Origin of the sequence: Nostoc linckia z4 (assembly GCF_002608075.1) — a bacterium.
GTDB classification, from domain to species: Bacteria; Cyanobacteriota; Cyanobacteriia; order Cyanobacteriales; family Nostocaceae; genus Nostoc; species Nostoc linckia.
In genome coordinates this window covers 284,033-306,081 of record NZ_LAHA01000004.1, presented here as the reverse complement: position 1 = coordinate 306,081, position 22,049 = coordinate 284,033, and the positions used below count along the sequence as shown (strand labels likewise).

At 43.5% G+C, this 22,049-nt stretch carries 26 protein-coding genes; 19 read left to right on the top strand and 7 right to left on the bottom strand.

Translation table 11 applies throughout. The annotated features are described in order from the left end of the window. Genes VF06_RS06070 through VF06_RS06045 form a run of 6 tightly spaced genes read left to right on the top strand, consistent with a single transcriptional unit; the run spans position 1 to position 2,191 of the window. The gene (locus VF06_RS06070; RefSeq protein WP_099065863.1) at positions 1-186 is read left to right on the top strand and encodes a hypothetical protein; all 186 of its coding nucleotides are present in this window, start codon (positions 1-3) and stop codon (positions 184-186) included. A gap of 20 nt (positions 187-206) precedes the next feature. After that, positions 207-596, top strand: coding sequence for a hypothetical protein (locus VF06_RS06065; RefSeq protein WP_099065862.1), 390 nt, complete (start codon positions 207-209; stop codon positions 594-596). Then, entirely contained in the window at positions 589-972 is a 384-nt protein-coding gene (locus tag VF06_RS06060) for a hypothetical protein (RefSeq protein WP_099065861.1), read from the top strand. The genes VF06_RS06065 and VF06_RS06060 overlap by 8 nt, the downstream gene beginning before the upstream one ends. Position 973: 1 nt before the next feature. Then, positions 974-1,375: a hypothetical protein gene (locus VF06_RS06055; RefSeq protein WP_099065860.1), complete on the top strand. Its 402-nt coding sequence runs from the start codon at positions 974-976 to the stop codon at positions 1,373-1,375. Continuing rightward, positions 1,372-1,746: a hypothetical protein gene (locus tag VF06_RS06050; RefSeq protein WP_099065859.1), complete on the top strand. Its 375-nt coding sequence runs from the start codon at positions 1,372-1,374 to the stop codon at positions 1,744-1,746. The genes VF06_RS06055 and VF06_RS06050 overlap by 4 nt, the downstream gene beginning before the upstream one ends. Continuing rightward, the gene (locus VF06_RS06045) at positions 1,739-2,191 is read left to right on the top strand and encodes a hypothetical protein (protein WP_099065858.1); all 453 of its coding nucleotides are present in this window, start codon (positions 1,739-1,741) and stop codon (positions 2,189-2,191) included. Before VF06_RS06050 ends, VF06_RS06045 begins: the two co-directional genes overlap by 8 nt. 40 nt (positions 2,192-2,231) lie before the next feature. On the opposite strand, the gene VF06_RS06040 is transcribed toward VF06_RS06045, so the two are convergent. Continuing rightward, positions 2,232-3,398 carry an RNA-guided endonuclease InsQ/TnpB family protein gene (locus VF06_RS06040; protein ID WP_244917932.1) on the bottom strand — a complete coding sequence of 389 codons (1,167 nt, stop codon included), beginning with the start codon at positions 3,396-3,398 and terminating at the stop codon, positions 2,232-2,234. Positions 3,399-3,455: 57 nt separating this feature from the next. Between VF06_RS06040 and VF06_RS06035 the strand changes: the two genes are divergently transcribed. The 6 genes from VF06_RS06035 (at position 3,456) to VF06_RS06010 (ending at position 10,737) form a co-directional block, all read left to right on the top strand. Next, positions 3,456-4,154, top strand: a complete 699-nt coding sequence (locus tag VF06_RS06035) for a phage tail tube protein (protein ID WP_099065857.1) — start codon at positions 3,456-3,458, stop codon at positions 4,152-4,154. A 1-nt stretch (position 4,155) separates the two neighbouring features. After that, positions 4,156-4,383, top strand: coding sequence for a hypothetical protein (locus VF06_RS06030; RefSeq protein ID WP_099065856.1), 228 nt, complete (start codon positions 4,156-4,158; stop codon positions 4,381-4,383). Beyond that, complete coding sequence (locus tag VF06_RS06025) at positions 4,380-4,904, top strand: hypothetical protein (RefSeq protein ID WP_099065855.1); 525 nt, start codon at positions 4,380-4,382, stop codon at positions 4,902-4,904. Before VF06_RS06030 ends, VF06_RS06025 begins: the two co-directional genes overlap by 4 nt. Before the next feature lie 122 nt (positions 4,905-5,026). Next, positions 5,027-5,296, top strand: coding sequence for a hypothetical protein (locus VF06_RS06020; RefSeq protein WP_099065854.1), 270 nt, complete (start codon positions 5,027-5,029; stop codon positions 5,294-5,296). A 96-nt stretch (positions 5,297-5,392) separates the two neighbouring features. Next, positions 5,393-10,255, top strand: coding sequence for a phage tail tape measure protein (locus VF06_RS06015; RefSeq protein ID WP_099065853.1), 4,863 nt, complete (start codon positions 5,393-5,395; stop codon positions 10,253-10,255). Beyond that, positions 10,252-10,737, top strand: coding sequence for a hypothetical protein (locus tag VF06_RS06010; RefSeq protein WP_099065852.1), 486 nt, complete (start codon positions 10,252-10,254; stop codon positions 10,735-10,737). Before VF06_RS06015 ends, VF06_RS06010 begins: the two co-directional genes overlap by 4 nt. Before the next feature lie 85 nt (positions 10,738-10,822). Here the strand turns inward: VF06_RS06010 and VF06_RS43490 are convergent, their stop codons facing one another. The 3 genes from VF06_RS43490 to VF06_RS40385 are packed head-to-tail and all read right to left on the bottom strand — an operon-like array spanning position 10,823 to position 11,316. Beyond that, complete coding sequence (locus VF06_RS43490; protein ID WP_371411449.1) at positions 10,823-10,945, bottom strand: NACHT C-terminal helical domain 2-containing protein; 123 nt, start codon at positions 10,943-10,945, stop codon at positions 10,823-10,825. Beyond that, complete coding sequence (locus tag VF06_RS06005) at positions 10,915-11,133, bottom strand: hypothetical protein (protein WP_180267262.1); 219 nt, start codon at positions 11,131-11,133, stop codon at positions 10,915-10,917. Before VF06_RS06005 ends, VF06_RS43490 begins: the two co-directional genes overlap by 31 nt. A 42-nt stretch (positions 11,134-11,175) precedes the next feature. Further along, positions 11,176-11,316 carry a hypothetical protein gene (locus VF06_RS40385; protein WP_180267253.1) on the bottom strand — a complete coding sequence of 47 codons (141 nt, stop codon included), beginning with the start codon at positions 11,314-11,316 and terminating at the stop codon, positions 11,176-11,178. Positions 11,317-11,449: 133 nt separating this feature from the next. On the opposite strand from VF06_RS40385, the gene VF06_RS06000 reads away from it, so the two are divergent. Beyond that, the gene (locus VF06_RS06000; RefSeq protein ID WP_099065851.1) at positions 11,450-12,397 is read left to right on the top strand and encodes a hypothetical protein; all 948 of its coding nucleotides are present in this window, start codon (positions 11,450-11,452) and stop codon (positions 12,395-12,397) included. 42 nt (positions 12,398-12,439) lie between these two features. Then, positions 12,440-12,853, top strand: a complete 414-nt coding sequence (locus VF06_RS05995; RefSeq protein ID WP_099065850.1) for a hypothetical protein — start codon at positions 12,440-12,442, stop codon at positions 12,851-12,853. Positions 12,854-13,381: 528 nt separating this feature from the next. On the opposite strand, the gene VF06_RS05990 is transcribed toward VF06_RS05995, so the two are convergent. Beyond that, positions 13,382-15,808, bottom strand: coding sequence for an NACHT domain-containing protein (locus VF06_RS05990; RefSeq protein WP_099065849.1), 2,427 nt, complete (start codon positions 15,806-15,808; stop codon positions 13,382-13,384). A gap of 156 nt (positions 15,809-15,964) precedes the next feature. Here VF06_RS05990 and VF06_RS05985 point away from each other — a divergent pair, with 156 nt between their 5' ends. Further along, positions 15,965-16,282, top strand: a complete 318-nt coding sequence (locus VF06_RS05985; protein WP_099065848.1) for a hypothetical protein — start codon at positions 15,965-15,967, stop codon at positions 16,280-16,282. An 8-nt stretch (positions 16,283-16,290) separates the two neighbouring features. Here VF06_RS05985 and VF06_RS38980 read toward each other — a convergent pair whose 3' ends face one another. Next, positions 16,291-16,479 (bottom strand): hypothetical protein, encoded by a 189-nt coding sequence (locus VF06_RS38980; protein WP_099076742.1) that lies wholly within the window; start codon positions 16,477-16,479, stop codon positions 16,291-16,293. Between the two features lie 463 nt (positions 16,480-16,942). Between VF06_RS38980 and VF06_RS05980 the strand changes: the two genes are divergently transcribed. The 3 genes from VF06_RS05980 to VF06_RS42425 all read left to right on the top strand — a co-directional run bounded on the left by VF06_RS05980 (position 16,943) and on the right by VF06_RS42425 (position 19,369). Then, positions 16,943-18,196 (top strand): pentapeptide repeat-containing protein, encoded by a 1,254-nt coding sequence (locus tag VF06_RS05980; protein WP_218963788.1) that lies wholly within the window; start codon positions 16,943-16,945, stop codon positions 18,194-18,196. A 71-nt stretch (positions 18,197-18,267) separates the two neighbouring features. Beyond that, complete coding sequence (locus VF06_RS05975; RefSeq protein ID WP_099065847.1) at positions 18,268-19,143, top strand: pentapeptide repeat-containing protein; 876 nt, start codon at positions 18,268-18,270, stop codon at positions 19,141-19,143. Between the two features lie 91 nt (positions 19,144-19,234). Continuing rightward, complete coding sequence (locus tag VF06_RS42425) at positions 19,235-19,369, top strand: hypothetical protein (protein WP_257207468.1); 135 nt, start codon at positions 19,235-19,237, stop codon at positions 19,367-19,369. A gap of 97 nt (positions 19,370-19,466) precedes the next feature. On the opposite strand, the gene VF06_RS05970 is transcribed toward VF06_RS42425, so the two are convergent. Beyond that, positions 19,467-21,500, bottom strand: a complete 2,034-nt coding sequence (locus VF06_RS05970) for an NACHT domain-containing protein (RefSeq protein ID WP_099065846.1) — start codon at positions 21,498-21,500, stop codon at positions 19,467-19,469. A 147-nt stretch (positions 21,501-21,647) separates the two neighbouring features. Between VF06_RS05970 and VF06_RS05965 the strand changes: the two genes are divergently transcribed. Beyond that, entirely contained in the window at positions 21,648-21,980 is a 333-nt protein-coding gene (locus VF06_RS05965) for a hypothetical protein (RefSeq protein WP_099065845.1), read from the top strand. The last annotated feature ends 69 nt before the right edge of the window (positions 21,981-22,049 follow it).

Sequence of the window (22,049 nt, the reverse complement as noted above, 5' to 3'; positions counted from 1 at the left end):
ATGGCAATTCAATTTCAACTTCCTTGTCAAATTGGCTGGCGCGGCAAAACTTATCAACCAGGGCTGCAAACAATTCCTGAAGACTTGGCTATGGCTCTGGGCTGGACACCGGAGGACGAAACCGAGGGTGAAGAATCTGGGGGCGAGAAAACCCAAACAGGTAGAAAGCGCGCCCAGCCCAAATAGGGACTACTTTGAGAAAAATTATGGAAGGATTGACTCGACCGATTTTTATTAATTTTTCTCTTTGGGCATCTGACCCCGACAACGAAGGGCTGCTTGAGGTTTTTTATTGCGTCTGCTCGGTAATCAACCCGGCAATTGGAATAATTTGCAACAGGTTTGGGTACGTAGGTTATTTAAAAACGGTTGAGAGTCTGATTCTGTTTTTTGCCGATTTGCTTAATGAAAGTCTTGAAGCAGCAGAAGAGTTAATTAGGATATTCACTCTTCTCCACGATGCCGGGACAGCAGCCACAACCCTGACTAGTTCGGCATCCGAGCGATTCATCGAGCGTTTAGATGAAGTGAGCGACTTTCGAGACATCACCCCAGATTTTGTAGCAAGCTGTTTTTACTCCCAAGCCCATGAGTGATTTTTATGACTATCAAGCAAACTACGATCTAGTCAAAACTCTGACGAATTTTGATGATGCGATGGCGGTTAATGTCGAAATTTATCTTCGGGAATCGGCGGCGGTAGATGCCAATGAAGTTACCCAGTATCGCCCTTACTGGGTAGCTGCCAAGCTTTTGGAGCAAGCCCCACAACATCAGCAATTAGCTAGTGCTGATGGGGTAGGTTTTACCGGGATGGTTCGACCGATTGAATCTTACCTGGAGTTACAAAGGGGATTAGATCGCAAATACGGTTGGGCTGTCCCAGATGGATTTACCGCTTTGGGATTGGGTGAAGAACCGTTATTCCTGAATTCTGGTACAACTTCAATCCCGAACGTCTCGGTTTTCTGACATGCCACAGTCGCCGTTTGTTAGTTTTGGCAATGCAGTGCTGACGTTCCAGCTTCCAGGGGCGGCGGCTGGCACTGACCCAGTAACCGGCAACCGGATGTTTGCGGCAGGCGAGTCCCTGGTGGTGGCAGCAATGCTCAAAGCTGGCAGTTCTTATAACAAAGAGCGATTGCCTGGAGTTGACCCACAAGCGGTTTATTTGGAAGGACGCGTTATTTCTGTTTCTAGCGGAAGCGGGCAAACAGGTTTGTTGCTGCCAAATACCCTCCAGCACGAAGCTAGAGCATCTGCAACCTGGGACGAATTAAACGGGGAATTTGTGATTTTGCGGCGAGGACGTTCCCCTTTCAAAACCGAGCAAATTCTTGGCGATCGCCTACAAGGATGGTTTGAGATCAAATGACGGCTAACCTTGACTTTTCAAACGTAGATCGGGCGCTGGATGCAGCTTTTAGAGAAACGATGTTTTTGTTGGGGCGGGAATTTACCAAATCCATCACGGACAATGTTTGGCAATGGCCAAATCCCCCCAGTCCCCGCAACATCATCGACAGTGGACGGCTGCGCTCCTGTCAGCAGCTAACTTTTCAAGGCACTGGTAAAGCTACCTTTGCTTGGCCTGTTGATTACTCGTTTTACGTCCACCAAGGCTACACCATGCCTGATGGAACTACTATTCCGGGCAGACCTTGGACGACTCACGCCTTGGCAAGGTTTAATGTAACCCGCACTGTTGGCATCATCGTTCAAAGGAGACTCGGTAGCAATGGTTAGTGCAGATATACTACCCCAGATTCAATCGGCACTTGTGACATTGCGATCGCAAATTGTCACTGCTTTAGCTCTTGAAATTGGAACTTACACATTTCCAGATGGCACGACAGATCCGGCGATCGCAGTGCTGGGGTTAGGGTCAGCAGTCGAAATCTACCCGCCTAAAGATACAAGCGTCACTGGACTAGAGGTGGTTTTGGTAACGCTCAATTCTATCCGTATAGAACAAAGGTTAGACGGTATTATTCAAAACATTATCACTCAAGTCTTTTTGAAACAATTCGACACTTCTAAAAATACGATTACTCCGCTATTCAAGCTTTTGAGCGTCATTGATATTGACGGCGACCCGATTCGCACCGTTAGCGATCCCTATATCGGCAACATCGAAACTTGTCAGATGCAAATCCTCCACTCTTTTTATACAGATACGGGAGATTTGTAAGCTTACCTCGACCTAAAGGCACGAGGCTTTAGCCTCAGATTTAAATCATCGAAAACAAAGACATCTGTCCTTCTAGTTGACAACTCATCCCCGGACTTTCGGGGCTGCTTACAAACGAAGCCCCCAAAGCAGCAATATTAAAAGCCGCATTTACATCAGCGTCATGCTCAAAACCACAATGTCCACACTTAAAAACCTTTCCACTGCGATAAGATTTACCCGCAGTTGGGTGAATATGTCCGCATCGGGAACAGGTTTGGCTTGTGTAGGCGGGTGGAACGAAAACAACAGGCACACCAGCAACACTCGCCTTATATCCAACAAACAACCGCAACTGATAGAATGCCCAATTGTTAGTTCTACGACGTTCAGTTTTGCTTCTTGGTTTTTGATTCAAAGACTTCCTAATGCTAGTCAAGTCCTCAAATGTCAATGCCGCATCCAGTTGTTTAGCGTCTTGAACAAGCTGTTTAGAAATATTGTGATTCAACCACTTTTGAAAGCGTTGTTCTCTGCCAGAAAGCCTTCTCATCAGGCGACGCGCCGAACGAGTGCGTTTACTTTGAACGTTAGCTCTGACCTTACTGTATCGGTCGCGAGTGGATTGAATCTGTTTACCACTCCAGGATTTACCTGTGGAAGTGGTAGCAATGTCACGTCTGCCCAAGTCAACCCCAATTACTTTAGGGGTTTTACCCGTGGGGTCGGTAGGCAAATCAACACAGATATTGATGTAGTAGTCACCTCGTTTAGTTTTACTGAGTGTAGCAGCAGTTGGGGATTGCCCTTTGAGCAAAGCCAACTGGTAGTTACCAATACTCAACTTGAACTTAACCCGCCCACACATCAAGGTAACGCCGACAGTTTGCAATTCCTCAATATATTGGAAAGTCCGAATATCCAAACTCAAAGATGTCGGTCTGAATTTATGGACTTGTTTAACCGCCTTGGCGTTATTAATCACACGACGAATTGCTTGACAAACATGGTTTGCTTTCAATCCTGTAGCCTCACGCACTGGTTTATAAACCTTGTGGTGAAGCTTGGTCGTATTCCAGCAATTCTCACGTTTTGCAACTTCCAATATCTGGTTGCAAGCATTAGCAAATCTCTGCAAGGTGCGGTCTATCTCAGAACGCGACTCTACAGGGACTTGAAGTTTGCATTTTACAGATATTGTCTGCATTTCAATGGGTAAATTACTCATCCAATTATATCATGTAAAGCCGCCGTAGAACGGCGGGGTTTCAGACCCAGGAGATTTATGACCCAAGCTATTCAAAAATCCAAAGGTACTAAATTATACTTAGCTCTTTTGCCTGTAGGGGTACGTGTTAAACCTACAGAGCAAACTCTCACTACCTCTGGGGCGTCAAATGCCGCTATTGCTAAGGCAGCAACTAGTATTCCTTTGGAAACAGCCGTTGATGGGCTAATCCCTAAAGGGCAATGGCTTTTGTTCAAAGATACAGATGGTGTAGAGCGATTGGCTCAGCTATCGGCGGATGCCGTTGACAATGCAACCAGCCTTGCTGTCTATCCCCTGCCAGAAGCGATCGCTGATGGGGCAACGGCTGAATTCCCTGTCAGAATTCAAGCCCGTTCGGGTGCTTCGGTATCTCGCAGCGCGAATTTACAATCCTCCATCACCTTTGATTCTGGCTCCGAGCGCGACGGGACTACTACTAGCCGGGAGCGTGGTTTGTCGGCGGCGGGGAATTATCTTTACTACGACGCAGGGCTAAGAACTGCGGAGTACGCTTACGAAAACGACCAAGAAGTTTGGGTCAAACGCGTTCTTCCTGCTCCATCAAGTGCTTACAGTGTCGGCAAAGTAACCGAGGGGCCCGCAGCAGTCACCTCAATCCCCGATGAAGTCCCAGCTGATGGGTTCGTTAGCCAAAGCTTAGAAGTTGCGTTCTTAGGCTATTGCAACGAAATCCAACCAAAACCCACGACTTAGTATGCCTTTTCACCGTAGTTTGCAAACCCGAGGTTTATTCGCTTGTCACTGTCAGGTAGAAGGCGAACAAATTACGGTGGGGATTTTACTGGGAGACCCAGATGAAGTCTTAGACGATTTTCCGGTTCTCGTAGACCGGGAAATGGCTGGAGTAAAATACCAAGTTTCGTTGGTTGATGTTGCTTTTGAGACTGTTAATTATAATTTCACGCTGAGAAGAATTTTATGAGTACCAAAACCAAGCAATTACCTTGGGTTACCGAACCCCAAAAGGTACAAGAATATGCAGAGATTGGGCATCCTAACTACGGAGTATTAAAAATTCCTCGCTTCGGGTCTTTAACACCAAACGAAGAATTGGCGATCGCCGACTATTACATAGGTTTGAAAAACGAATCGCTATCAGAAGCCAAAATTGAAATTGCGACAATTCTGTTGAAATACAGATTTGATGGCAGTTGGACTCGCAGCGATACTTTAGAGAAAATTCAGAGTTTCGCTTTGGTTGAAGACCTGTATAACTTTGCCAATAACGAACGCAGTCGTTGGGTGGGGAATGCCTACTTGGTTAAGTTTGAGGGAAGCCACGGCTATCTTGCTGCTAGTAATTATGCAAATATCTGTGGTGGGGTGTTAGCAAACCGCCCAGATATCCCAGGCACTTACTTTGTGTTTGCAAACCCAGAATCAGTACCTCTGGGATTTATCGCTGCTGATTTTCCTCTCACCCAGGAACAACCAAAAAAGTAGAAGAGGTTGACTGGAGTGCTATTTACTGGCAGCTGCGTCACGCCTACCCCGGTGAAGAAAGGTTTAATGCTACAAATTTTGGCAATCAACCGATTTGGCTAATCGAACAAGCTGTGGCGCAGATGCGGCAAAGGGAGCTTGTTGAGGCTTATCACGCCGCTGCTCCTGTCGCTAGCGTGGGTATGGCAATTTGTTTCCTTAAGGGAGTTAAAGACCCTGACCCGAACTGGTTCAACCCTTACCAGCAAAAGCTACTAAGCCAAAATGCCACGCAAACCATTCCCCAGCCTGCGGCTCAAACATTTCTTGATTTGGCACGCGATCGCTTGTTGCCGACTTGGGTAGCTCCATTAGTTGACCTCGACTTAATAAAGGCAGCAGCTTCGGCTTAGTAGTATCCCTGCCTCCCCAGTCCCCTTTACCCTTTACCCTTTACCCTTTCCCCAATGCCCAATGCCCGATGCCCAATGCCCAATAACTAATAACCAATGACCAGTGCAGGTACCGTAGATATCCAAATCCGTTTGGCAAGAGAACAACTTGCCAGGGATATTGCCGAGCTGCGGCGCTTGCTCAGTGGACTGCCGGATGTAGACCTGAATACCGATCCAGCTAGAAGATCGGCGTCTGCTCTACAAGCTACTCTTGGCGGATTGAGTGCTACTGCTGGCATTGCCTTATCTATTGTTGCCGACAAAGCCAAAGAAGCCGCGATCGCTTTCGATTCTGCAAAAGCTAAAGCAGCCACCCTCACAGAGGATAGCAATGGGCTGGCGAAGTCGATGCGGGATCTCTCTGTGGAGTTGGGATATCAGTCCAACTCCACAGACCTACTTAATAGCTCATACGAGGTTTTATCGTCGGGCTATTCCAAAACTGCTGATGTTACCAACATCCTCAAAAACTCCACCTACGCTGCAATTGGTGGATTCAGCAATGTAAATACAGTTGCCGACGCGACTACGACAATTCTCAATTCTTATGGAGAATCAGCCGACAAAGCGGCACACATTACCGACGTTTTAATCGCTACACAAAACGCCGGGAAAATAACTGTGGCGCAGTATGCGGGGTTGATTGGGCAAGCTGCAACGACCGCCGCCGCCGCTGGGGTAAGCCTGGAAGAATTCTCTGCTTATATAGCTGGGGCAACCGCCAAAGGGGTACAGGCTTCTAGTGCGGTGGCGGGTATCCGGGCGGCTATTACTGCTGTTTTATCTCCGACTTTAGTAGCCAGTAGGCTTGCTAAAGATTTGGGCGTACAGTTCAACGCTGCGGCTTTGCAGTCTAAGGGACTATCAGGTATCCTCGCAGACCTCAATGCCAAGGGCGCCGCCACTCCCCAGGTCTTAACTGAGCTGTTTGGTTCGGTGGAAGCTGTGGCAGCAATCATGCCCAGTGCCGGACAAAACGTTGAGTTCTTCAATAAAAACCTAGCCTACATTCAAAACAGCGCTGGGATGGCAAAAGACGCTGCCGATAAGGTTTCAAGCTCTTTTGAGGGTCAACTCAAGCGTTCTGCAAACCAAGCCAATGAAGCCTTTGTTAGTTTAGGACAGGGAATACTTCAGGTCGCTAATCCAGTTGTGACGGCGACGGCTAACATTCTCCAAGCTTTCAACTCCCTGCCCGAACCAGTCAAGCAAACCCTGGGTGTGACCATCGGCTTGACTGGAGCAACGCTCACATTGGGGGGAGCGATCGCTGCTGTTAGTGCGTTAAGTCCTATAGTTACGGCTGGGTTTACCGCTTCTGCTGCGGCATTAGGGTTAAATTCCGCTGCGACCACAGCAAACACCGCCGTCACTACTGCTTCTGCTGCTGTTACAGGGGTTTTCACGGCTCAACTTTCTTTGAGTAATTTGGCCCTGGCTGCGAGTACCGTTCAATCTGGAGCCGCCGCCGCCGCCCGTAATGTCTACGCCGTTGCGACTGGAAGTGCTGCTACGGCTACTTTAGGATTTGCTGGCAAGTTGGCAGTCCTGGCAGGACAAGCGGCTTTGGTCGGCGGTGCTATTTATGCCGTCTCTGAGCTTTTCAAACGCTCCGAAGGCGCTAAATTTGGTCAAGAGGTTGAAGAGAATACCCGGAAAATGCTGGAGTTTAAAGCCAGCCTGGAAAAGGGTAATTCTACACTTGGGGAAACGGCAGCAAAAGCCGCCGCAGCAGCTAGTGGGTTTGACTTGTTGGGGCAAACCTTAGCAAAATCCGGGCCAATTGAAGCAGCGCGGGCGGGACTGGCCCAACTAGATCAAGCCCTTGGGGGAACCAGCGATGTTACTTCAACCTATGGAAATGAGTTAGCTGTTCTAACTGCCGAACAACGCGGTAATCAGCTAGCGATGTTTGCCTTGGACAAGCAGCTCGACGAAACTGCCAAGACGATGAGTGCTTCTAATGACATCTTGGCTAAATATGGTCTGTTGACAGTAGATACCGCCGATAAACAGCGTTTGGGTGCTGAGGGAATTAAGAAATTCAAACAAGAAGCTTCCGACCAAATCAAGGTATTAAATAACTACATTGATACTCTCAAATCTCAAAAAGCTCCCACCATAGAACAACAGAAGTTAATCGAAGCAAATATTAATAATTTAGAGGCTCAAAAGCAAGCTTTAAGAAAACGAGTCTTGCAAGTTGAATCTGATACTGAAGCTAATAAAAATAACTCCCAATCGTTAAAAAATTTAATCCTTGATGTCGAAGCTTTGGGAAAAGCTTATGATAAATCCACCAAGGAAATTGCTGTTGCCAGCGATGCGAAAAAGGCTGCTATCAATGAAGAGTTGGCTAATGGAGATATTAGCCAAGAGAAGGCTAATACCAAACTACTGGCAGCCGAAAAGAAGGGATTAGAAGAAAGAAAACAATTAATAGCTACTGAAATCCCTAAACTAGAGGCAGCTAAAGTAGGAGCTAAACCTGAAGAAATTGAAAAAGTTAATAACAAAATTAAAGAGCTTGAAGGTGAAAGCGCCAACTTGCGATCGCAGATTGCTCAGAACTTAGTTTCTCAGAAAAAAGCAGCCAATGAAGAAGCCCTAAAAAATGAAGAAATCATTGCTAAAACTGCTGCTCGCAACATTATAGATATTGAAACTGAAAAAATTACTGGCATTCGAGAGTTAGAACTTAAGGGGATTATCACAAACGAGGAAGCTAATAAGCAAATAACCGAGGCTAAGACCGCGAGCATTAGAAGTGAAATTACTGCTGAGGAAGATAAGCTTAAACGTATTAAAGACTTAAGGGCGCGTAACGCGATTACGGCTCAACAGTTTGCTGAGCAAGAAGCAGAAATTAATACCAATCTCAAAAATCTAAAACTCAAAAATATTGAGCAAGAAGTCCAAGCCGAAGAAAATGCACGGGAGCGCGAACTTAAGGTAATTGAAAGAGTTAATGCTCAAAAACTGGCATCAGTAGATAATAAGGCAAGTAGAGCAACTATCGGTATCAAACAGCAAGAAGCTAATGGTACTATTGATGCTGAAGCTGCTGCTAATAAAGTCCTGGCAGTTGAACAAGAAGCTATTAAGGAAAGGCTTGCTTTAGCTAATAAAGAATATCTTCAAGTTAATTATTTAGAAGCGAAAAAACTTAAAACCAAAGAACAAGCTGCTGACCTGAGAACTGAAATTGAAAAGCGTGTAATCGCTTTATCCCTTGAGCAGGTCAATAAAGAAGTTCAAGCACGAAAAGACGCGAACGATAAAATCTTAGCGGATTTAGAACGCAGCAACAAAGCCGCTGAGGCTAGCATTACTTTAAGTGCCAATCAACGTATTTTAGTAGCCAAGCAAACGCTCTTGGCTGCTGGGGCTACGGATAAAGCGGCTAGAGACGCTGCGGGACAATTAGCGGCTATTACAAGACAATCATCAATAGAACAACTTCAGTTACTAGAAAAGCAAGCCGCTGATGTCGATCGAAACGAAAAAAACAAAGTTATATCAGCTCAAAAAGCCGCTGAACTTCGGACTGCAATAGAAGTACAAATCTCCCAAAAAAATGTAGAGCTAATAGACCAGCAAATTGCCGAATTTAAGCGACTCCAAGATGAAGCGATTCGAGCAATTCAAGAACGGGCTGATGCTGAGAAAGTAGCTTTTGACCAGACACTAAATTTTTTAGAACAAGAAAAGAATGCTCGTAATAGCCTGCTGCAAACCTTACAGCAAGATAAGGATTTGTTGGAGAGCCAACTTAATTTGCAAAAGGCGATCGCTAATCTTGGCGATGTCAAAGCAAATAGCAAGCTGGCATCAGTAAATCGGGCAGTAGAAGCACGTCGCAAACTAGATAGCGACCCTAATTTAGATTCAGGAGTCAAAGATGTTCTCAATGCCCAGCTAAAAGCTTCTGGATTTGCAGATACTTCTGAAGCTGATATCTTATCCCAGCGGCGACAACTTCAAACTGAATTAGCAAAACAACAAGATGAAGCTGCCCAGCGCGAGGAAAAGGCAGCTCGCTTACTTTTAGACATCGACCTTAGCCGAGCCAAGTTAACGGCTGAAATAGCCTTACTCGAAGCCCAAATCTCCGACTCTAAGGCTAGCCAAGCCCAGATTCAAGCCAAGGCTAATCTAGAAAAGGCTCAACAACTCGGTGACCAAAACGCGATCGCCATTGCCCAAAATGAAGTCAAGGCCGCAGATTTATCCAAGGAAGTAGCTGCCAAGTCCATCGATGCAGCCAAGCGCAGCGTAGAAATGCAAGGCGAATTGACCGACAACGCCCGCAAGGCACAACTAGCTCAGCAGGAAGCAGCCCAAGCGCAGCGCGATGCTGCACATGCAGCACAAGACCAAGCGGCGGCTTTGGAAATTGCAGAAGCCAGAGCCAAAGAAATTGCCCGCATTGAAGCTGGAAGGAAAGCCAAACATGAGGCGGACGAGAAGGCAGAGCAAGAAAGGTTGGCTGCAAATAATCCAGACGGGAACTCGCCCAAGGAAATCGTTCCCAAACAAATTGCCCACAAAGAAGTTACACCTGTTAGTCAAAGTCCAGTTAGCCGAAGTTTCGCCCCCGATCCGTTAACCAAGCCCCTGTCTACACCATCAGATACTTTGGCTAAATTCACTCCAATCACCAACAATGGACTCGAAGATTTAGCCAAATGGAGCAACCAGATATCCCAAGGAATGAGTAGTTCTGGCACTTCAATGGATTCCGCTAAATTGTCGAACAAAGATGTTGTCGCTGAACTACAAAAAATGAATACCAATTTAACAGCGATCGCCTCTCGCCCATCCGAACTTAATGTAACCACTGCTAACCCCGTGAGCGATGCCGCAGATATCTACAGCAACATCTCCAAAAATGCGGTAAGGAATGCCAATATATGACTAGCAGTATCACTCTAATTCTTGATAGTCTTTCTGTTAGCTTCAGTAAATTTGTAGACCCGAAATTCCCCAGAGCTAGAGCTATCGATGGGGGTAAATTGGAATACTCAGCCAATGGCAATGGCATTGGCGATGGGCCAGTTTTCGAGCAACCGCATCTGTGGACTTTCAGTGTTTACTGTACAGACCAAGATATGCGGATTTTGGGGGCAATGTATTACGAATCCGATGTCAGGCGCAGACAATTGCCCCCAATAAATACCGAACTTACTTTAATTGATAAGGTACGAGAGTACCAAGAGCGATCGCCCAGAACTAGGGTAATTGCTCCCGGTGCTAGCGAGGTCATGGTAGGTGCAAGTCATGTTTCCTACTTTGCTCAATTTCATGTTTGGTTTGTCAAAGAACCGGAATTTGACAAGGCGGGAGATAAGCGAATTGCTCACCTTTCTTTTCAAGAAACAGAAAAGTTTGCAGTGTGAACAGGAGCAGGAAAATTTTCCTGGAAGTGTCAAAGAACAGATTATTTAGTTCCACTATGACTCGTTCAGCAGTTAGGGTGCGCTGTTAGGGGCTAGTTTTAACTGGCAGTAGCAATGTATCTTCAATGTGCTGTCGCACTTCTCGGCTGACGTAACACTCACTGTTGAGGCAATCAACTAGTAGGTGATTTGCCCATCGTCGAGCCAGGGTTGTCCTCGATCATCAAGGTTGATTTGGCAGATGGCTTTGTGTAGTCTTTCCGTTAATAGTACATCTCGAAAGCTTTGCCTTTCCATGAGGTAAGGAACATCAATGCCGCCTTCAAAATGCTGCCAACCCATAAGTTTGAGTTGGTTGATGAGAGGAAGTTCAACCTGAGTGTACTCGTTTAACATCAGGGTAAATCATGAGTGATTTTTTTATCTCATCATATTAGTTTAATTTTTGGTTAACCAGTTTTGTTCACCTAAACGTTGCCAAGCTTTGCGAATATGTTCCGGCTTAAATAGTTTACGCTTACGTACACCGAAGGGGTTGCCGCAGGCATCGCTCCATTCATGCACCAGGGCGATAATCATTTGTTTATTAATTCCACTTTTTCCTCTCCCAATTGTTAGATGTTCCAGAAAAAATAAGCATTATACTAAAAATAGATGTAGTTTTAAGACTAACAAAAAATTTATTTTGTAAATCTATAATGAGTATTAATAAATGGCTATTTTTATACATAAAAAATTTATACAAATTACACTTTTTACTTTTTTGATATTACTATCTGTAGCCACTACTGTAAAATCTCAAGAAAATTCTTATGTTCAATTTGAAAAGGTAGAAGTAGCTACAACGCCTCACAAACAAACTCTGTATAGGCTTGATTACATTTATAGAATTGAGGGGCGGGATACAGTTTATATAAAACAGATAGGTACTGTTCCAGCGAAGGGACATCTCATTTATTTTGCGGAAAAACCAGAAGTTGAATTTAGAGACCCAGTTAATAATTCTATTATAAAAATAGTTGAATATAAAGTTTTCAAGGCAAATGAGGATTCCCAAGTTGCTGATTCCTCTCATAATGGTGTTACTGCGACACCTACTCGAATACCTGGCGCAACATCAGAGTCTACAACACCAGACTCTACTATTACACCAGATGGTATAACACCAGAATCTCCTGGAACAGTAAACTCTATTGTTGAATGGGACACCAGGATGTTAACTTCAAATTCTATCGTTCAAGCTTCAGGAAGATTAAATTTTTTAGGAGGGGTTGATATACCAAAAGAAAGTGAATTCCAAGAAACGGCTAGAAGCGAAAGTTGGGTATCTCCTCCTACATTTCAAGAAATTGCGTTGGGTGTGTTCAACAAAAAATTTCCTTTAGGCATTAAACCTTTTCAACGTGATAATCTTTTCTTTTTTCTTACTCCGTACATTGAACTGAGCGGTTTACCAAATAATTTGAGAGGTCAGGTAGCACTACTTATTTCGCAACCTTATGATAGTAAAGGAAATAAGTTTATTTTTCGTGTTCAATCTCTGATTCGTGAAAAGCGCAGAAGAGAAGCAATATGGAGTCAAACAAATATTAGTGAAGAAACAAAAAGATCTGCTAGTAATTTAATAGATCAAATTCTTAATGAATTTAAAAAAATATAGTGTTTTTAATAAATAATAAACAGCTACCACAAATAAGTAAACATGACAATTGGAAAGGCGCGAGCGATATTGCTTTATATTTTCATATTCTTTTTTTTGTTTATAATCTTATTGATTATTATTCCTTACATTAAAGGAGATTATGGGGGCGATTCTCTTATCAACCTAATAATAAAAGTATTGGTTGTCTATTCTATTCACTTTGGAGTAATCGCTGGGGGAATATTTGGTCAAGAAATTTCAGATAGAAGACTAAGTTCATTAGTGCCTTTTAAGCTTGCTTTAGTAATGGTTTTAATCTGGAATATTCTACTGACTTGGCGTTGCATAGTATTCACTTTTATTGAGACGGATACGACTGATAAAGAACTTGCAAACTATATAGATACTATAGCTCCAGCTAGCTCTTTTTTAGTTTCAGGTGCATTGGCATACTTTTTTGCAAGTCAGAGATAATAGTTTTCCTTAAGATATGAAAACCAACATAGTCAGTAGCCATACAAAATTATTTGCACATCTCATTTAGTTCTATTCCTTAGCCAATCAAAAATTTGATACCTTATTTGGCCCAAGCACAGGTCTTACAGAGGATATGAAACGTAACCTAGAACGGCGAGGGGCAATTTTTGGCGATCGCCCCCCAGTTCTGAGTCCAAAATCACTATTCTTCAAGGACTGCAAAAATAAATAGTTCCTCTTGGCGAGAGCGATCGCCCAGAACTCGGGTAATTGCTCCCGGTGCTAGTGAGATAGCGGTGGGCGCAAGTCATGTTTCCTACTTTGCTCAATTTCATGTTTGGTTTGTCAAAGAACCGGAATTTGATAAGGCGGGAGATAAAAGAATCGCTCACCTTTCTTTTCAGGAAACAGAGAAGTTTGCAGTGTGAACAGAAGCAGGAAAATTTTCCTCGAAGTGTCAAAGAACAGATTATTTAGTTTTACTACGACTCGTTCAACAGCTATGCTAACTCTAAGGGTGAGTTATTAGGGGCTAGTTTTAACTAGTAACAGCAATGTATCTTCAATGTGCTGTCGCACATCTCGGCTGACGTAACACTCACTGTTGAGGCAATCGACTAGTACCTTATTGGCGTTGTAATACTGCTGCAATAGTTGTTTTTGTTCGATGCTGAACTGCCAGTCATGTCCAATACTACGATGCTCAATTATTATTAGTCTGAATTGTTTAATCCAAGCTTGATTATTTCCCTGCCACCACTGTTTGAACGTTTCTAAGTTTTGTGACTTCAAATTTGGTAGTTCTTGTTTAAGTTTTTGTAACTTATGCTGCAATTCGGTGTCTCGGGCGAGGGCGAGGGCGAGGTTGAGGGCGAGGTCTTGGGCGAGGTCGAGGTCTCGGGCGATGGCGAGTTCTCGGCCGAGGGTGAGACCTCGGGCGAGGGTGAGACCTCGGGCGAGTTCTCGGCCGAGGGGGAGGTCTTGGCCGAGGGGGAGGTCTTGAGCGAGGTCGAGGTCTTGGGCGAGGTCGAGGTCTCGGGCGAGGGCGAGGTCGAGACCTCGGGCGAAGGTGAGGTCGAGAGCGAGACCTCGGTCGAGGTATCGGGCGAGGTCGAGACCTCGGGCGAGGGCGTAGTAGAAAGCACGAATAGCAGCTCTATTGTAGGGTGCTTCTACGGAATTTGATTTTTGCTCAACCCATCTGAGAAACTGCTGCAATTTATCATCAGTTATTACGAGTTCATCAATCTGCTGTTTCATCAACAGCAAAAGGGAATCTGCACTTTCCAACATCCCAGCCGTAAGTAAAAAGACTTCTCGCCAGTTATTTTCGTTAATGTGGGTGGCTAAGGTTTGCAAAGTCTTGTCATCTATTGCATGTGGGTTAGCACTGGCAACAATCTTTCTGGCAGTGAAATACTCATGAAAAGTCAAATGAGAAAAAGAGTAAATACTTCTTGCTCGTTCTACAAATAATCCATGTTGAGCTTCAATTGACTTTAGTACTCCTTCGCTATCTAGTTGCAGTGCCTCTGGATCTGTACTAGCATCTGGCAAATTTTGGATGTAGTCGGTGATGTATCTTTCAATGTCTTTTTTCTTAAAAAAGTAATCACCTCGTTCAAAAGTTAAGCAAGCGATTTGACTGAGTAAATCTTCTTTGCGTTTTAGGGATAGCTTTTTATAAACTTGGTCACGTTCAATATTTCGGTTCCCATCCCACTTCTTGAGCAGTACATCTAAGCCATCTTTATAAAGTTCAGAACGATTTTGTGGAAAGCTAAAATTATCTCCAAATACCAAACACAAAAGCGTTAATAAAAGAGGATTGGTTGCTAATTCCAAAATCGGCTTCTCCTCTTTCAACTTCTCAATAAATCGCTCACCTTTAACTGGATCGTCTTTTGCTTTGAACCATTTTTTCGCAAAGCTGTCAATTTGTTGCTCGTCAAAGTCAGCAATTTCAACTTCAGTAAACTGCTCAAAAGTATATTCTCGTGCAGCGATTCGACAGGTCATCACAAACTGATTCTTATGGAACTGATTTGAAAAGTCTCGAATTTGTAGTAAGACCCTTTTGCTATCTGCATCTCTTACCTCATCCAGTCCATCTAGCAGTATTAAAAACTTGCCTTGATTGAGTAGTTCTTCTATAGCTGTCAGATCGACAGACTGATTTGCGCTCTTGAGACCCAATCTTGCAAGAGATGCTAGCCATCCAGTATTAAGTTGCGTGTTGGGCGCGATTCCATAATTTGTAAAAAGCTGTATTAAATAATTCAATAAAGTGGATTGAGCTTCTGCTTCAGCAAAATCTTTTAACGAAATAAATAAAGGAATACGCTTTGGCTCAAACTTACCTTCAATACATTGGAGTGCTAAATGTTTGAGAAATGTTGTTTTGCCTGCTCCTGGTTTCCCTAAAATCATCAACTTTGAGTACTTTTTTACTGCTTCCAAGCCAGGGACTCTTTTCTCGCGCACATCACCCAAACTGAAGCGCTCAAAATTATTCAAAGACAAATTTTGGAGAAGTTGGGCTATTTCTAGTCGTCTGCGTCCAATGATTTTCTCCAAAATATTGACGCTGGTATAAATGTCATCCAGTCCTATTGGCTGGTTCATATCCAACACTCGCATGGTGGTGCATTTTTGATGAATGCTGTCGCGAATGTTTTCTCGTGCTGTCTGCACTAGCTCGTCAATGGTAAAAGTCTTGGCTTGCTCTTCTTCAGCTTCCAGTTCTGCAATCTCACGCCACTCTAAATTCAATTCTGTGCAGATGGTTTGGAATATCTGTTTATCAACAGGTTGTCCGTTCAAGAATTTGTTGATGGTCTGTCGAGAACAGCCCGATCCCCCTGCCAAGTATTCCTGTGTCCAACCCTTGAGCTTGAATGCTTCTTTAGCTTTTTCTAACCCTGTTTTCGATGCTCTAACGGATCGCGTCATAGCTGTAAGTTCAACTTTGACATAACTATTACAACTATTACATAACTCTAACAGCCTAGTCTGACCAAGTTTGAGCTTGAAATTTTTATTCTTAAGAAAAGAAAGAAAAAACCTGGATGTTCTCCAGGTAAGCATCGAAAACACGAGGTTACAACAATGGATTTCAACAGTCGTAGACCCCGCACTTCTAATGATAAGTTAAATGCTCCTGAAGCACTTATCACGGAAGTAAACGCCACAACCCAACAGCAGTATCATGGACTGCTCAAAAATCTGATGACTGCTGTGAGTAAAGACAGCAGCAATAACGTTGCAATTGTGGCAATAGTAGCAATGTTTTTTGGGTTTGCTGTGATGGTGTTAAGACCAACAACATCTGTGGCTCAACCAGAGATTAACTTGCAAAGTAATCCCACTACCACAGTGACAACTAATCAAGAGCAAATCCAACGAATAGATCCGCCACTCAAGTGAAGGTGGAATTAACGCCCAACTTTCTGATTAGGTGAAGGTATGTGAAGTCCTATATACGTACCTACTGCAACTTTTGTCAAATCAGCAAAAGTTGCACGAGTTGAAGAATCCACAATCGCTAGGATTAGAGAACCGACAACTAAAACTAGGACAATTATTCCGAGAATTGTCTCTTTGGAAATAGACTTTGGTATCATGTTCAAAGTTTAAAAGTTATAGAACAACGGTTAAAGCAAAGCTTAAACTAAAATAAGCTTTGCTTTAACCGCTTTTTAATAGACTACAGTAATGTACTATTTGAGGGTGACAGAAAGGTTAATAAACGGTTAAGCAAATGCTAATACGTACTCAATTTTCAGTCAAAAAAAGCACAATTTTAGCTTATTCCGAACCTAAATACACAAATACTTCTTGCTGAGCTACAGAAACCTGAAGAACAAAAAGGGTTAAACAAATTAATTGTGTAGTGCAGGCGAACTGGAAGACCGCTTCGCTCGAATACTAAGGGATAACGTGAGGGCGAAGACCGAGCGTTATCCCTTAATATTCGAGCCAGGGTCTTAATCGAAGTGCGATCGCTATTTTTAACAAGTGGCGATCGCTTTAATTAAGTGTCATGGAGTTGTGCAAAACTAATGTAATAGTTGTGGCAGGTTGACAATGGGTAGGTCATGCCAAGCATCGAAACAAGGATTGCAAAAAGCTAAGGAAGCATTCAAAGTCAAAGGTTGGACACAAGACCACCTAGCAGGACGTTCTAACTGTAGTCGAGCAATTGTGATTAATTTTTTTGCCAGACGACCTGTTGAGATGCGTCTATTTCAAACCATCTGCACGCAACTGAGTTTAGAGTGGGGTGAGATTGCAGAATTTGAGTCAGAATCAGAAGAACTCAACGTCATTGATAAAGATAAAATTATTCAAGAGTCGATCGCTACTACACAGGTGTTAACTGATAAAAAAAGCTATGCATTTGCCATTGCTGGTACTGTCTCTCCAGAGGACATAGCAAAATTAAAGGCGATCGCTGCTCTTTTAAAAGAATTAGCTCAAGATACTTCTATCAAAATTATTGATATTGAGCCTGGTAGTATAAAACTGATTTTGGAAGGCTCTCAAGAAGGACTTGAGCGACTAGAAAATTTATTCAGATCGGGACAGCTAGAAGATGTATTAGGCGTTTCTATAGAAAATGTTGAGTTTGTAGCACTCCCAAATTCCACTTCTGATAAAGACCGATTAGCATTGACTATTGCTGGTGATGTTCCTGAAAGTGAAATTGCAATCTTGAAAGGTGCACTTGCTGAAACTTCAGATGATACAGTTGAGCGATCTAAAAGTCAAAGACTGCCTTCTGGTGTCAACCTGAGTGGTGTCGATCTGAGTGGTGTCAACCTAAGTGGTGACAACCTGAGTGATGCCGACCTCAGCCGCGCCGACCTGAGTGATGCCAACCTGAGTGGTGCTGACCTGAGTGGTGCTGACCTGAGTGGTGCTGACCTCCGCCGCGCCGACCTGAGTGGTGCCAACCTGAGTGATGCCGACCTCCGCCGCGCCGACCTGATTGGTGCCTACCTGAGTGGTGCTGACTTGAGTGGTGCTGACCTGAGTGGTGCTGACCTGAGTGGTGCCTACCTGAGGCGTGTCAACCTCAGCGATGCCAACCTCAGCGATGCCAACCTCAGTGATGCCAACCTCAGCGATGCCGACCTGAGCCGTGCTGACCTGAGAAATGCCAACCTGAGTGGTGCTAACTTGAATAATGCCAACCTGAGAAATGCCAACCTGATTGGTGCTAATGTTGTGAATACCTTTTTTGGAGACAGTATAGGACTCACAGATTACATGAAGCATGACTTAGAACGGCGAGGGGCAATTTTTGGCGATCGCCCTCCGGTTCTAAATCCAAAATAAGTATTCTTTGTATGATGCTCTAGTTTAGATTGCGTAAGCGATCGCTTTTTAAAAATATCCATTATCAGACAATGACAGACCCAAGCCTTGGCAGAAAAAATAGAAAAATAACTGACACTGCGTCTTTGCAAGGTATAGACAATGAAAGTACCGAGTCTGATAAAAAATGGCGTTTAGTACAGGAGATTGCTAGTCAGCCACTTAAGATGCGACATTTGAACGGTGCCGACCTGAGCGATACAAACCTGAGCGATACAAACCTGAGTAGTGCCGACCTGAGTAGTGCCGACCTGAGAGATGCTAACCTCAGCAGTGCCGACCTGAGCGATACAAACCTGAGTAGTGCCAATCTGAGACATACCAACCTGAGCTATGCCAACCTGATTGGTGCCAACCTAAGCCATACCGATCTAAACCATGCCAACCTCAGTGGTGCAAATATTAATGAGAAAACGCAGATTGATAGCAAATGGCGTTTAGTTTGGGAGATTGTTAATCAAGGAGCTAAAGGCCGAGATTTAAATAATGCCGGACTGAGCCATGCCAACCTGAGCAATGCAAATCTAATTGGTGCAAACCTAATTGGTGCAAACCTAATTGGTGCAAACCTGATTGGTGGCAACCTGATTGGTGTCAACCTAACTGATGCCCAACTAATGCTTGCCAACCTGATGCTTACCAACCTAACTGATGCCGATCTGAGCGGTGCAAATCTTATACTTGCCAACTTAACTGATGCCAATCTGGGCGGTGCAAACCTGAGCGGTACGAACCTGAGCGGTGCTAACCTGAGCGGTACAAACCTGAGTGGCGCGAACCTGAGCGGTACTATTGTTATGAATGCCTTTTTTGTAGAGAGCAAAGGTCTTACAGAGGATATGAAGCGTGACCTGGAGCAACGAGGAGCATTTTTGGCGATCGCCCCCCCAGTTGTGAGTCCAAAATAAGTATTCTTCAAGGACTGCAAAAATAGATAGATGCTCTTGGTAAGAGCGATAGCTCAGGACTAGGGTAATTGCTCCCGAGGAAAGCGAGGTGATGGTGGGTGCAAGTCATGTTTCCTACTTTGCTCAATTTCATGTTTGGTTTGTCAGTGAGCCAGAATTTGGCAAAGCAGGCGACAAGCGAATCGCTCACCTTTCTTTTCAGGAGACAGAGAAGTTTGCAGTGTGAAGAGAAGCAGGAAAATTTTCCTGGAACTGTCAAAGAACAGATTATTTAGTTCTAGTATGACTCGTTCAGTAGTTATCCTAACTCTAAGGGTGAGCTATTAGAGGCTAGTTTTAACTGGCAGTAGCAATGTATCTTCAATGCGCTGTCGCACTTCTCGGCTGACGTAACACTCGCTGTTGAGGCAATCAACAAGCAATTTATTAGCATCGTAATACTGCTGTAACAATTTCTTATGTAAATTGCTAAACTGTGATCCCGATTTTGTGAAATGGTTTATTATTAGGGATATTTTTTGTTTCTCATCTTTTAAATTAGAATCAAGGCTGCTAACAAGAGGAAGTTCTTCAATAAGTTTTATAGCGTCCCGAGGATTAGCAGAACTAAGGGTTTCTGCAAGAGCGCGAGTAATATAATAACCACGAATAGCAGTCATTTTGCATGAAGTGTCAACTGTCTCGGATTTCTGACTAATCCATTTCAAAAAACGCTGAAAATTTTCATCTTTTGCCACTAAACCATCGATTTTTTGCTTCATTAGTTCTACTAAATTATCTGCATTCCGCATCATGGCTGCTGTCAACAAAAAGACCTCTCGCCAGCGTTTATCGGTAATATGCTTTACCAGATTCTCCCAGTCAGAATTAGCAACGATTTCCCTAGCAGCAAAATACTCCTGAAATGTTAGGTGAGAAAAAGAATAAATGTTCGTTGCCCTTGCAACTAATAAACCATGCTGTGCTTCAATTGATTTTAAAACTGCTTCACTGTCAACTTCTAATTCCTCCGGTTCAGTACGAGCATTAGGTAAGTTGTAAATAAACTCACTAATGTACTTTTCAGCTGTCTGTTTCTTGAAAAAATAGTCCTTCTGTTTAAAAGTAGTTAGGGCTATTTGTGAAAGCAAGTCTTCTTTGCGCTTCAAAGAAAGTCCTTTATAGATTTCATCTCGTTCAATGTTACGTTTAACGTCCCATTTTTTTAGCAGCACATCTATTCCTTCTTTGTAAAGTTCGGAACGATTGTTGGGAAAATTTCCAACTTCACCAAATACCAAACAAAGCAAAGTCAACAATAGAGGGTTGGTTGCCAGTTCTTGAATTGGTTCGTTTTCATCGAGTTTTTGGATGAAATGCTCACTTTTAACTGGGTCACTTTGGCGAAACCAGTTTTGAGCAAAAGTAGCTATTTGGTCAGAGTTAAAATCTGCAACTTCTACTTCGGTGAAATCTTTAAAAGTGTATTCTTTAGCTGCAATCCGACAAGTAATAACAAACTGATTCTTATGAAACTGGTAGGAAAATTCTTCAACTTTATCCAATACTCTCTTAGCGTCCTCTTCTCGAACCTCATCCAATCCATCGAATAAAACCAATGTTTTCCCATGTTCTAAAAGTTGTTCTGCTTTGGTGCTGCCATCTGTTACTTTGCATTTAGATAACTGTAGGGCAATGTATTCCAGAACATCTGGTTTTTTGTCCGCTTCTGCAAAATCTTTGAGTGTGATAAAAACCGGGAAGCGATCGCCAAAAAACTGCCCTTTAATGCACTGTATCGCCAAATGCTTGAGAAATGTGGTTTTCCCGGCTCCTGGTTTACCCAACACCATTAACTTACTGTGCTGTTGAACTGCTTCTAGCCCTGGTATTCTCTCCCCAACTATAGGGCTAAGCCCAATGCGATCAAATTTTTCTGGATCGGAGTTTTTTAATAGGTCTGCAATCTCCAATCGTCTGCGTCCAGTTATTTTGCCAAAAATATTAACATCAGTGTAAATGTCACTTAAATCAACAGGCTCAGTCATATCCAGTACTCGCATTGTGCCATAGCGTTGTTGGATATAAGGTCTTAGCTTTTCCCGTACCTCTTGCACTAGTTCATCAACACTAAAGGTTTTGACTGCTTGCCTTTCCTCCGCTTCTAGCTCTGCAATCTCACCCCACTCTAAACCCAGTTCTGTGCAGATGCCTTGAAATTTACTTTTATCAACAGGTTGTCCCTTCAAGAATTTGTTGATGGTCTGTCGAGAACAGTCCGATCCCCCTGCCAAGTATTCCTGTGTCCAACCCTTGAGCTTAAATGCTTCTTTAGCTTTTTCTAACCCTGTTTTCGATGCTCTAACGGATCGCGTCATAGCTGTGAGTTCAACTTTGACATAACTCTTACATAACTCTAACAGCCTACTTTGACCAAGGTTGAGCTTGAAATTTTTATTCTTAAGAAAAGAAAGAAAAAACCTGGAGAACATCCAGGTAAGCATCGAAAACACGAGGTTACAACAATGGATTTCAATCGTCGTAGACCCCGCACTTCCAATGATAAGTTAAATGCTCCTTCATTATTTTTAAGGGCAGTAAACGCCACAACCCAACAGCAGTTTTATGGACTGCTGAAGAACCTGGTAAGTGCTGTGAGTAAAGACAGCAGCAATAACGTTGCTATTGTGGCAATAGCAGCAATGTTTTTTGGGTTTGCTGTGATGGTATTAAGACCTGCTACACCTTCTGTGGTTAATCCACCAGCGATTAACGTGCAAAGCAATCCCACTACCACAGTGACAACTCAGCAGGAGCAAAACCAACGAATAGATAGAGGCTCGGATACAGGGTCTTAGTCGAAGTGCGCTCGCCATTTTTAACAAGTGGCGAGCGCTTTCATTAAGTGTAATGGACTCGTGTAAAAC

Bases quoted from the DNA above. Each gene is read 5' to 3' on its own strand.
- VF06_RS06055 (WP_099065860.1), top strand. From the start codon at position 974: ATGCCACAGTCGCCGTTTGTTAGTTTTGGCAATGCAGTGCTGACGTTC.
- VF06_RS05990 (WP_099065849.1), bottom strand. From the start codon at position 15,808: ATGACGCGATCCGTTAGAGCATCGAAAACAGGGTTAGAAAAAGCTAAA.
- VF06_RS06045 (WP_099065858.1), top strand. From the start codon at position 1,739: ATGGTTAGTGCAGATATACTACCCCAGATTCAATCGGCACTTGTGACA.
- VF06_RS05980 (WP_218963788.1), top strand. From the start codon at position 16,943: ATGGGTAGGTCATGCCAAGCATCGAAACAAGGATTGCAAAAAGCTAAG.
- VF06_RS06035 (WP_099065857.1), top strand. From the start codon at position 3,456: ATGACCCAAGCTATTCAAAAATCCAAAGGTACTAAATTATACTTAGCT.
- VF06_RS06010 (WP_099065852.1), top strand. From the start codon at position 10,252: ATGACTAGCAGTATCACTCTAATTCTTGATAGTCTTTCTGTTAGCTTC.
- VF06_RS06020 (WP_099065854.1), top strand. From the start codon at position 5,027: ATGCGGCAAAGGGAGCTTGTTGAGGCTTATCACGCCGCTGCTCCTGTC.
- VF06_RS06025 (WP_099065855.1), top strand. From the start codon at position 4,380: ATGAGTACCAAAACCAAGCAATTACCTTGGGTTACCGAACCCCAAAAG.
- VF06_RS42425 (WP_257207468.1), top strand. From the start codon at position 19,235: ATGGTGGGTGCAAGTCATGTTTCCTACTTTGCTCAATTTCATGTTTGG.
- VF06_RS06015 (WP_099065853.1), top strand. From the start codon at position 5,393: ATGACCAGTGCAGGTACCGTAGATATCCAAATCCGTTTGGCAAGAGAA.
- VF06_RS06065 (WP_099065862.1), top strand. From the start codon at position 207: ATGGAAGGATTGACTCGACCGATTTTTATTAATTTTTCTCTTTGGGCA.
- VF06_RS06000 (WP_099065851.1), top strand. From the start codon at position 11,450: ATGGCTATTTTTATACATAAAAAATTTATACAAATTACACTTTTTACT.
- VF06_RS05975 (WP_099065847.1), top strand. From the start codon at position 18,268: ATGACAGACCCAAGCCTTGGCAGAAAAAATAGAAAAATAACTGACACT.
- VF06_RS05985 (WP_099065848.1), top strand. From the start codon at position 15,965: ATGGATTTCAACAGTCGTAGACCCCGCACTTCTAATGATAAGTTAAAT.
- VF06_RS06070 (WP_099065863.1), top strand. From the start codon at position 1: ATGGCAATTCAATTTCAACTTCCTTGTCAAATTGGCTGGCGCGGCAAA.
- VF06_RS38980 (WP_099076742.1), bottom strand. From the start codon at position 16,479: ATGATACCAAAGTCTATTTCCAAAGAGACAATTCTCGGAATAATTGTC.
- VF06_RS05995 (WP_099065850.1), top strand. From the start codon at position 12,440: ATGACAATTGGAAAGGCGCGAGCGATATTGCTTTATATTTTCATATTC.
- VF06_RS05965 (WP_099065845.1), top strand. From the start codon at position 21,648: ATGGATTTCAATCGTCGTAGACCCCGCACTTCCAATGATAAGTTAAAT.
- VF06_RS06050 (WP_099065859.1), top strand. From the start codon at position 1,372: ATGACGGCTAACCTTGACTTTTCAAACGTAGATCGGGCGCTGGATGCA.
- VF06_RS06060 (WP_099065861.1), top strand. From the start codon at position 589: ATGAGTGATTTTTATGACTATCAAGCAAACTACGATCTAGTCAAAACT.
- VF06_RS05970 (WP_099065846.1), bottom strand. From the start codon at position 21,500: ATGACGCGATCCGTTAGAGCATCGAAAACAGGGTTAGAAAAAGCTAAA.
- VF06_RS06040 (WP_244917932.1), bottom strand. From the start codon at position 3,398: ATGAGTAATTTACCCATTGAAATGCAGACAATATCTGTAAAATGCAAA.
- VF06_RS06005 (WP_180267262.1), bottom strand. From the start codon at position 11,133: ATGTTAAACGAGTACACTCAGGTTGAACTTCCTCTCATCAACCAACTC.
- VF06_RS40385 (WP_180267253.1), bottom strand. From the start codon at position 11,316: ATGATTATCGCCCTGGTGCATGAATGGAGCGATGCCTGCGGCAACCCC.
- VF06_RS06030 (WP_099065856.1), top strand. From the start codon at position 4,156: ATGCCTTTTCACCGTAGTTTGCAAACCCGAGGTTTATTCGCTTGTCAC.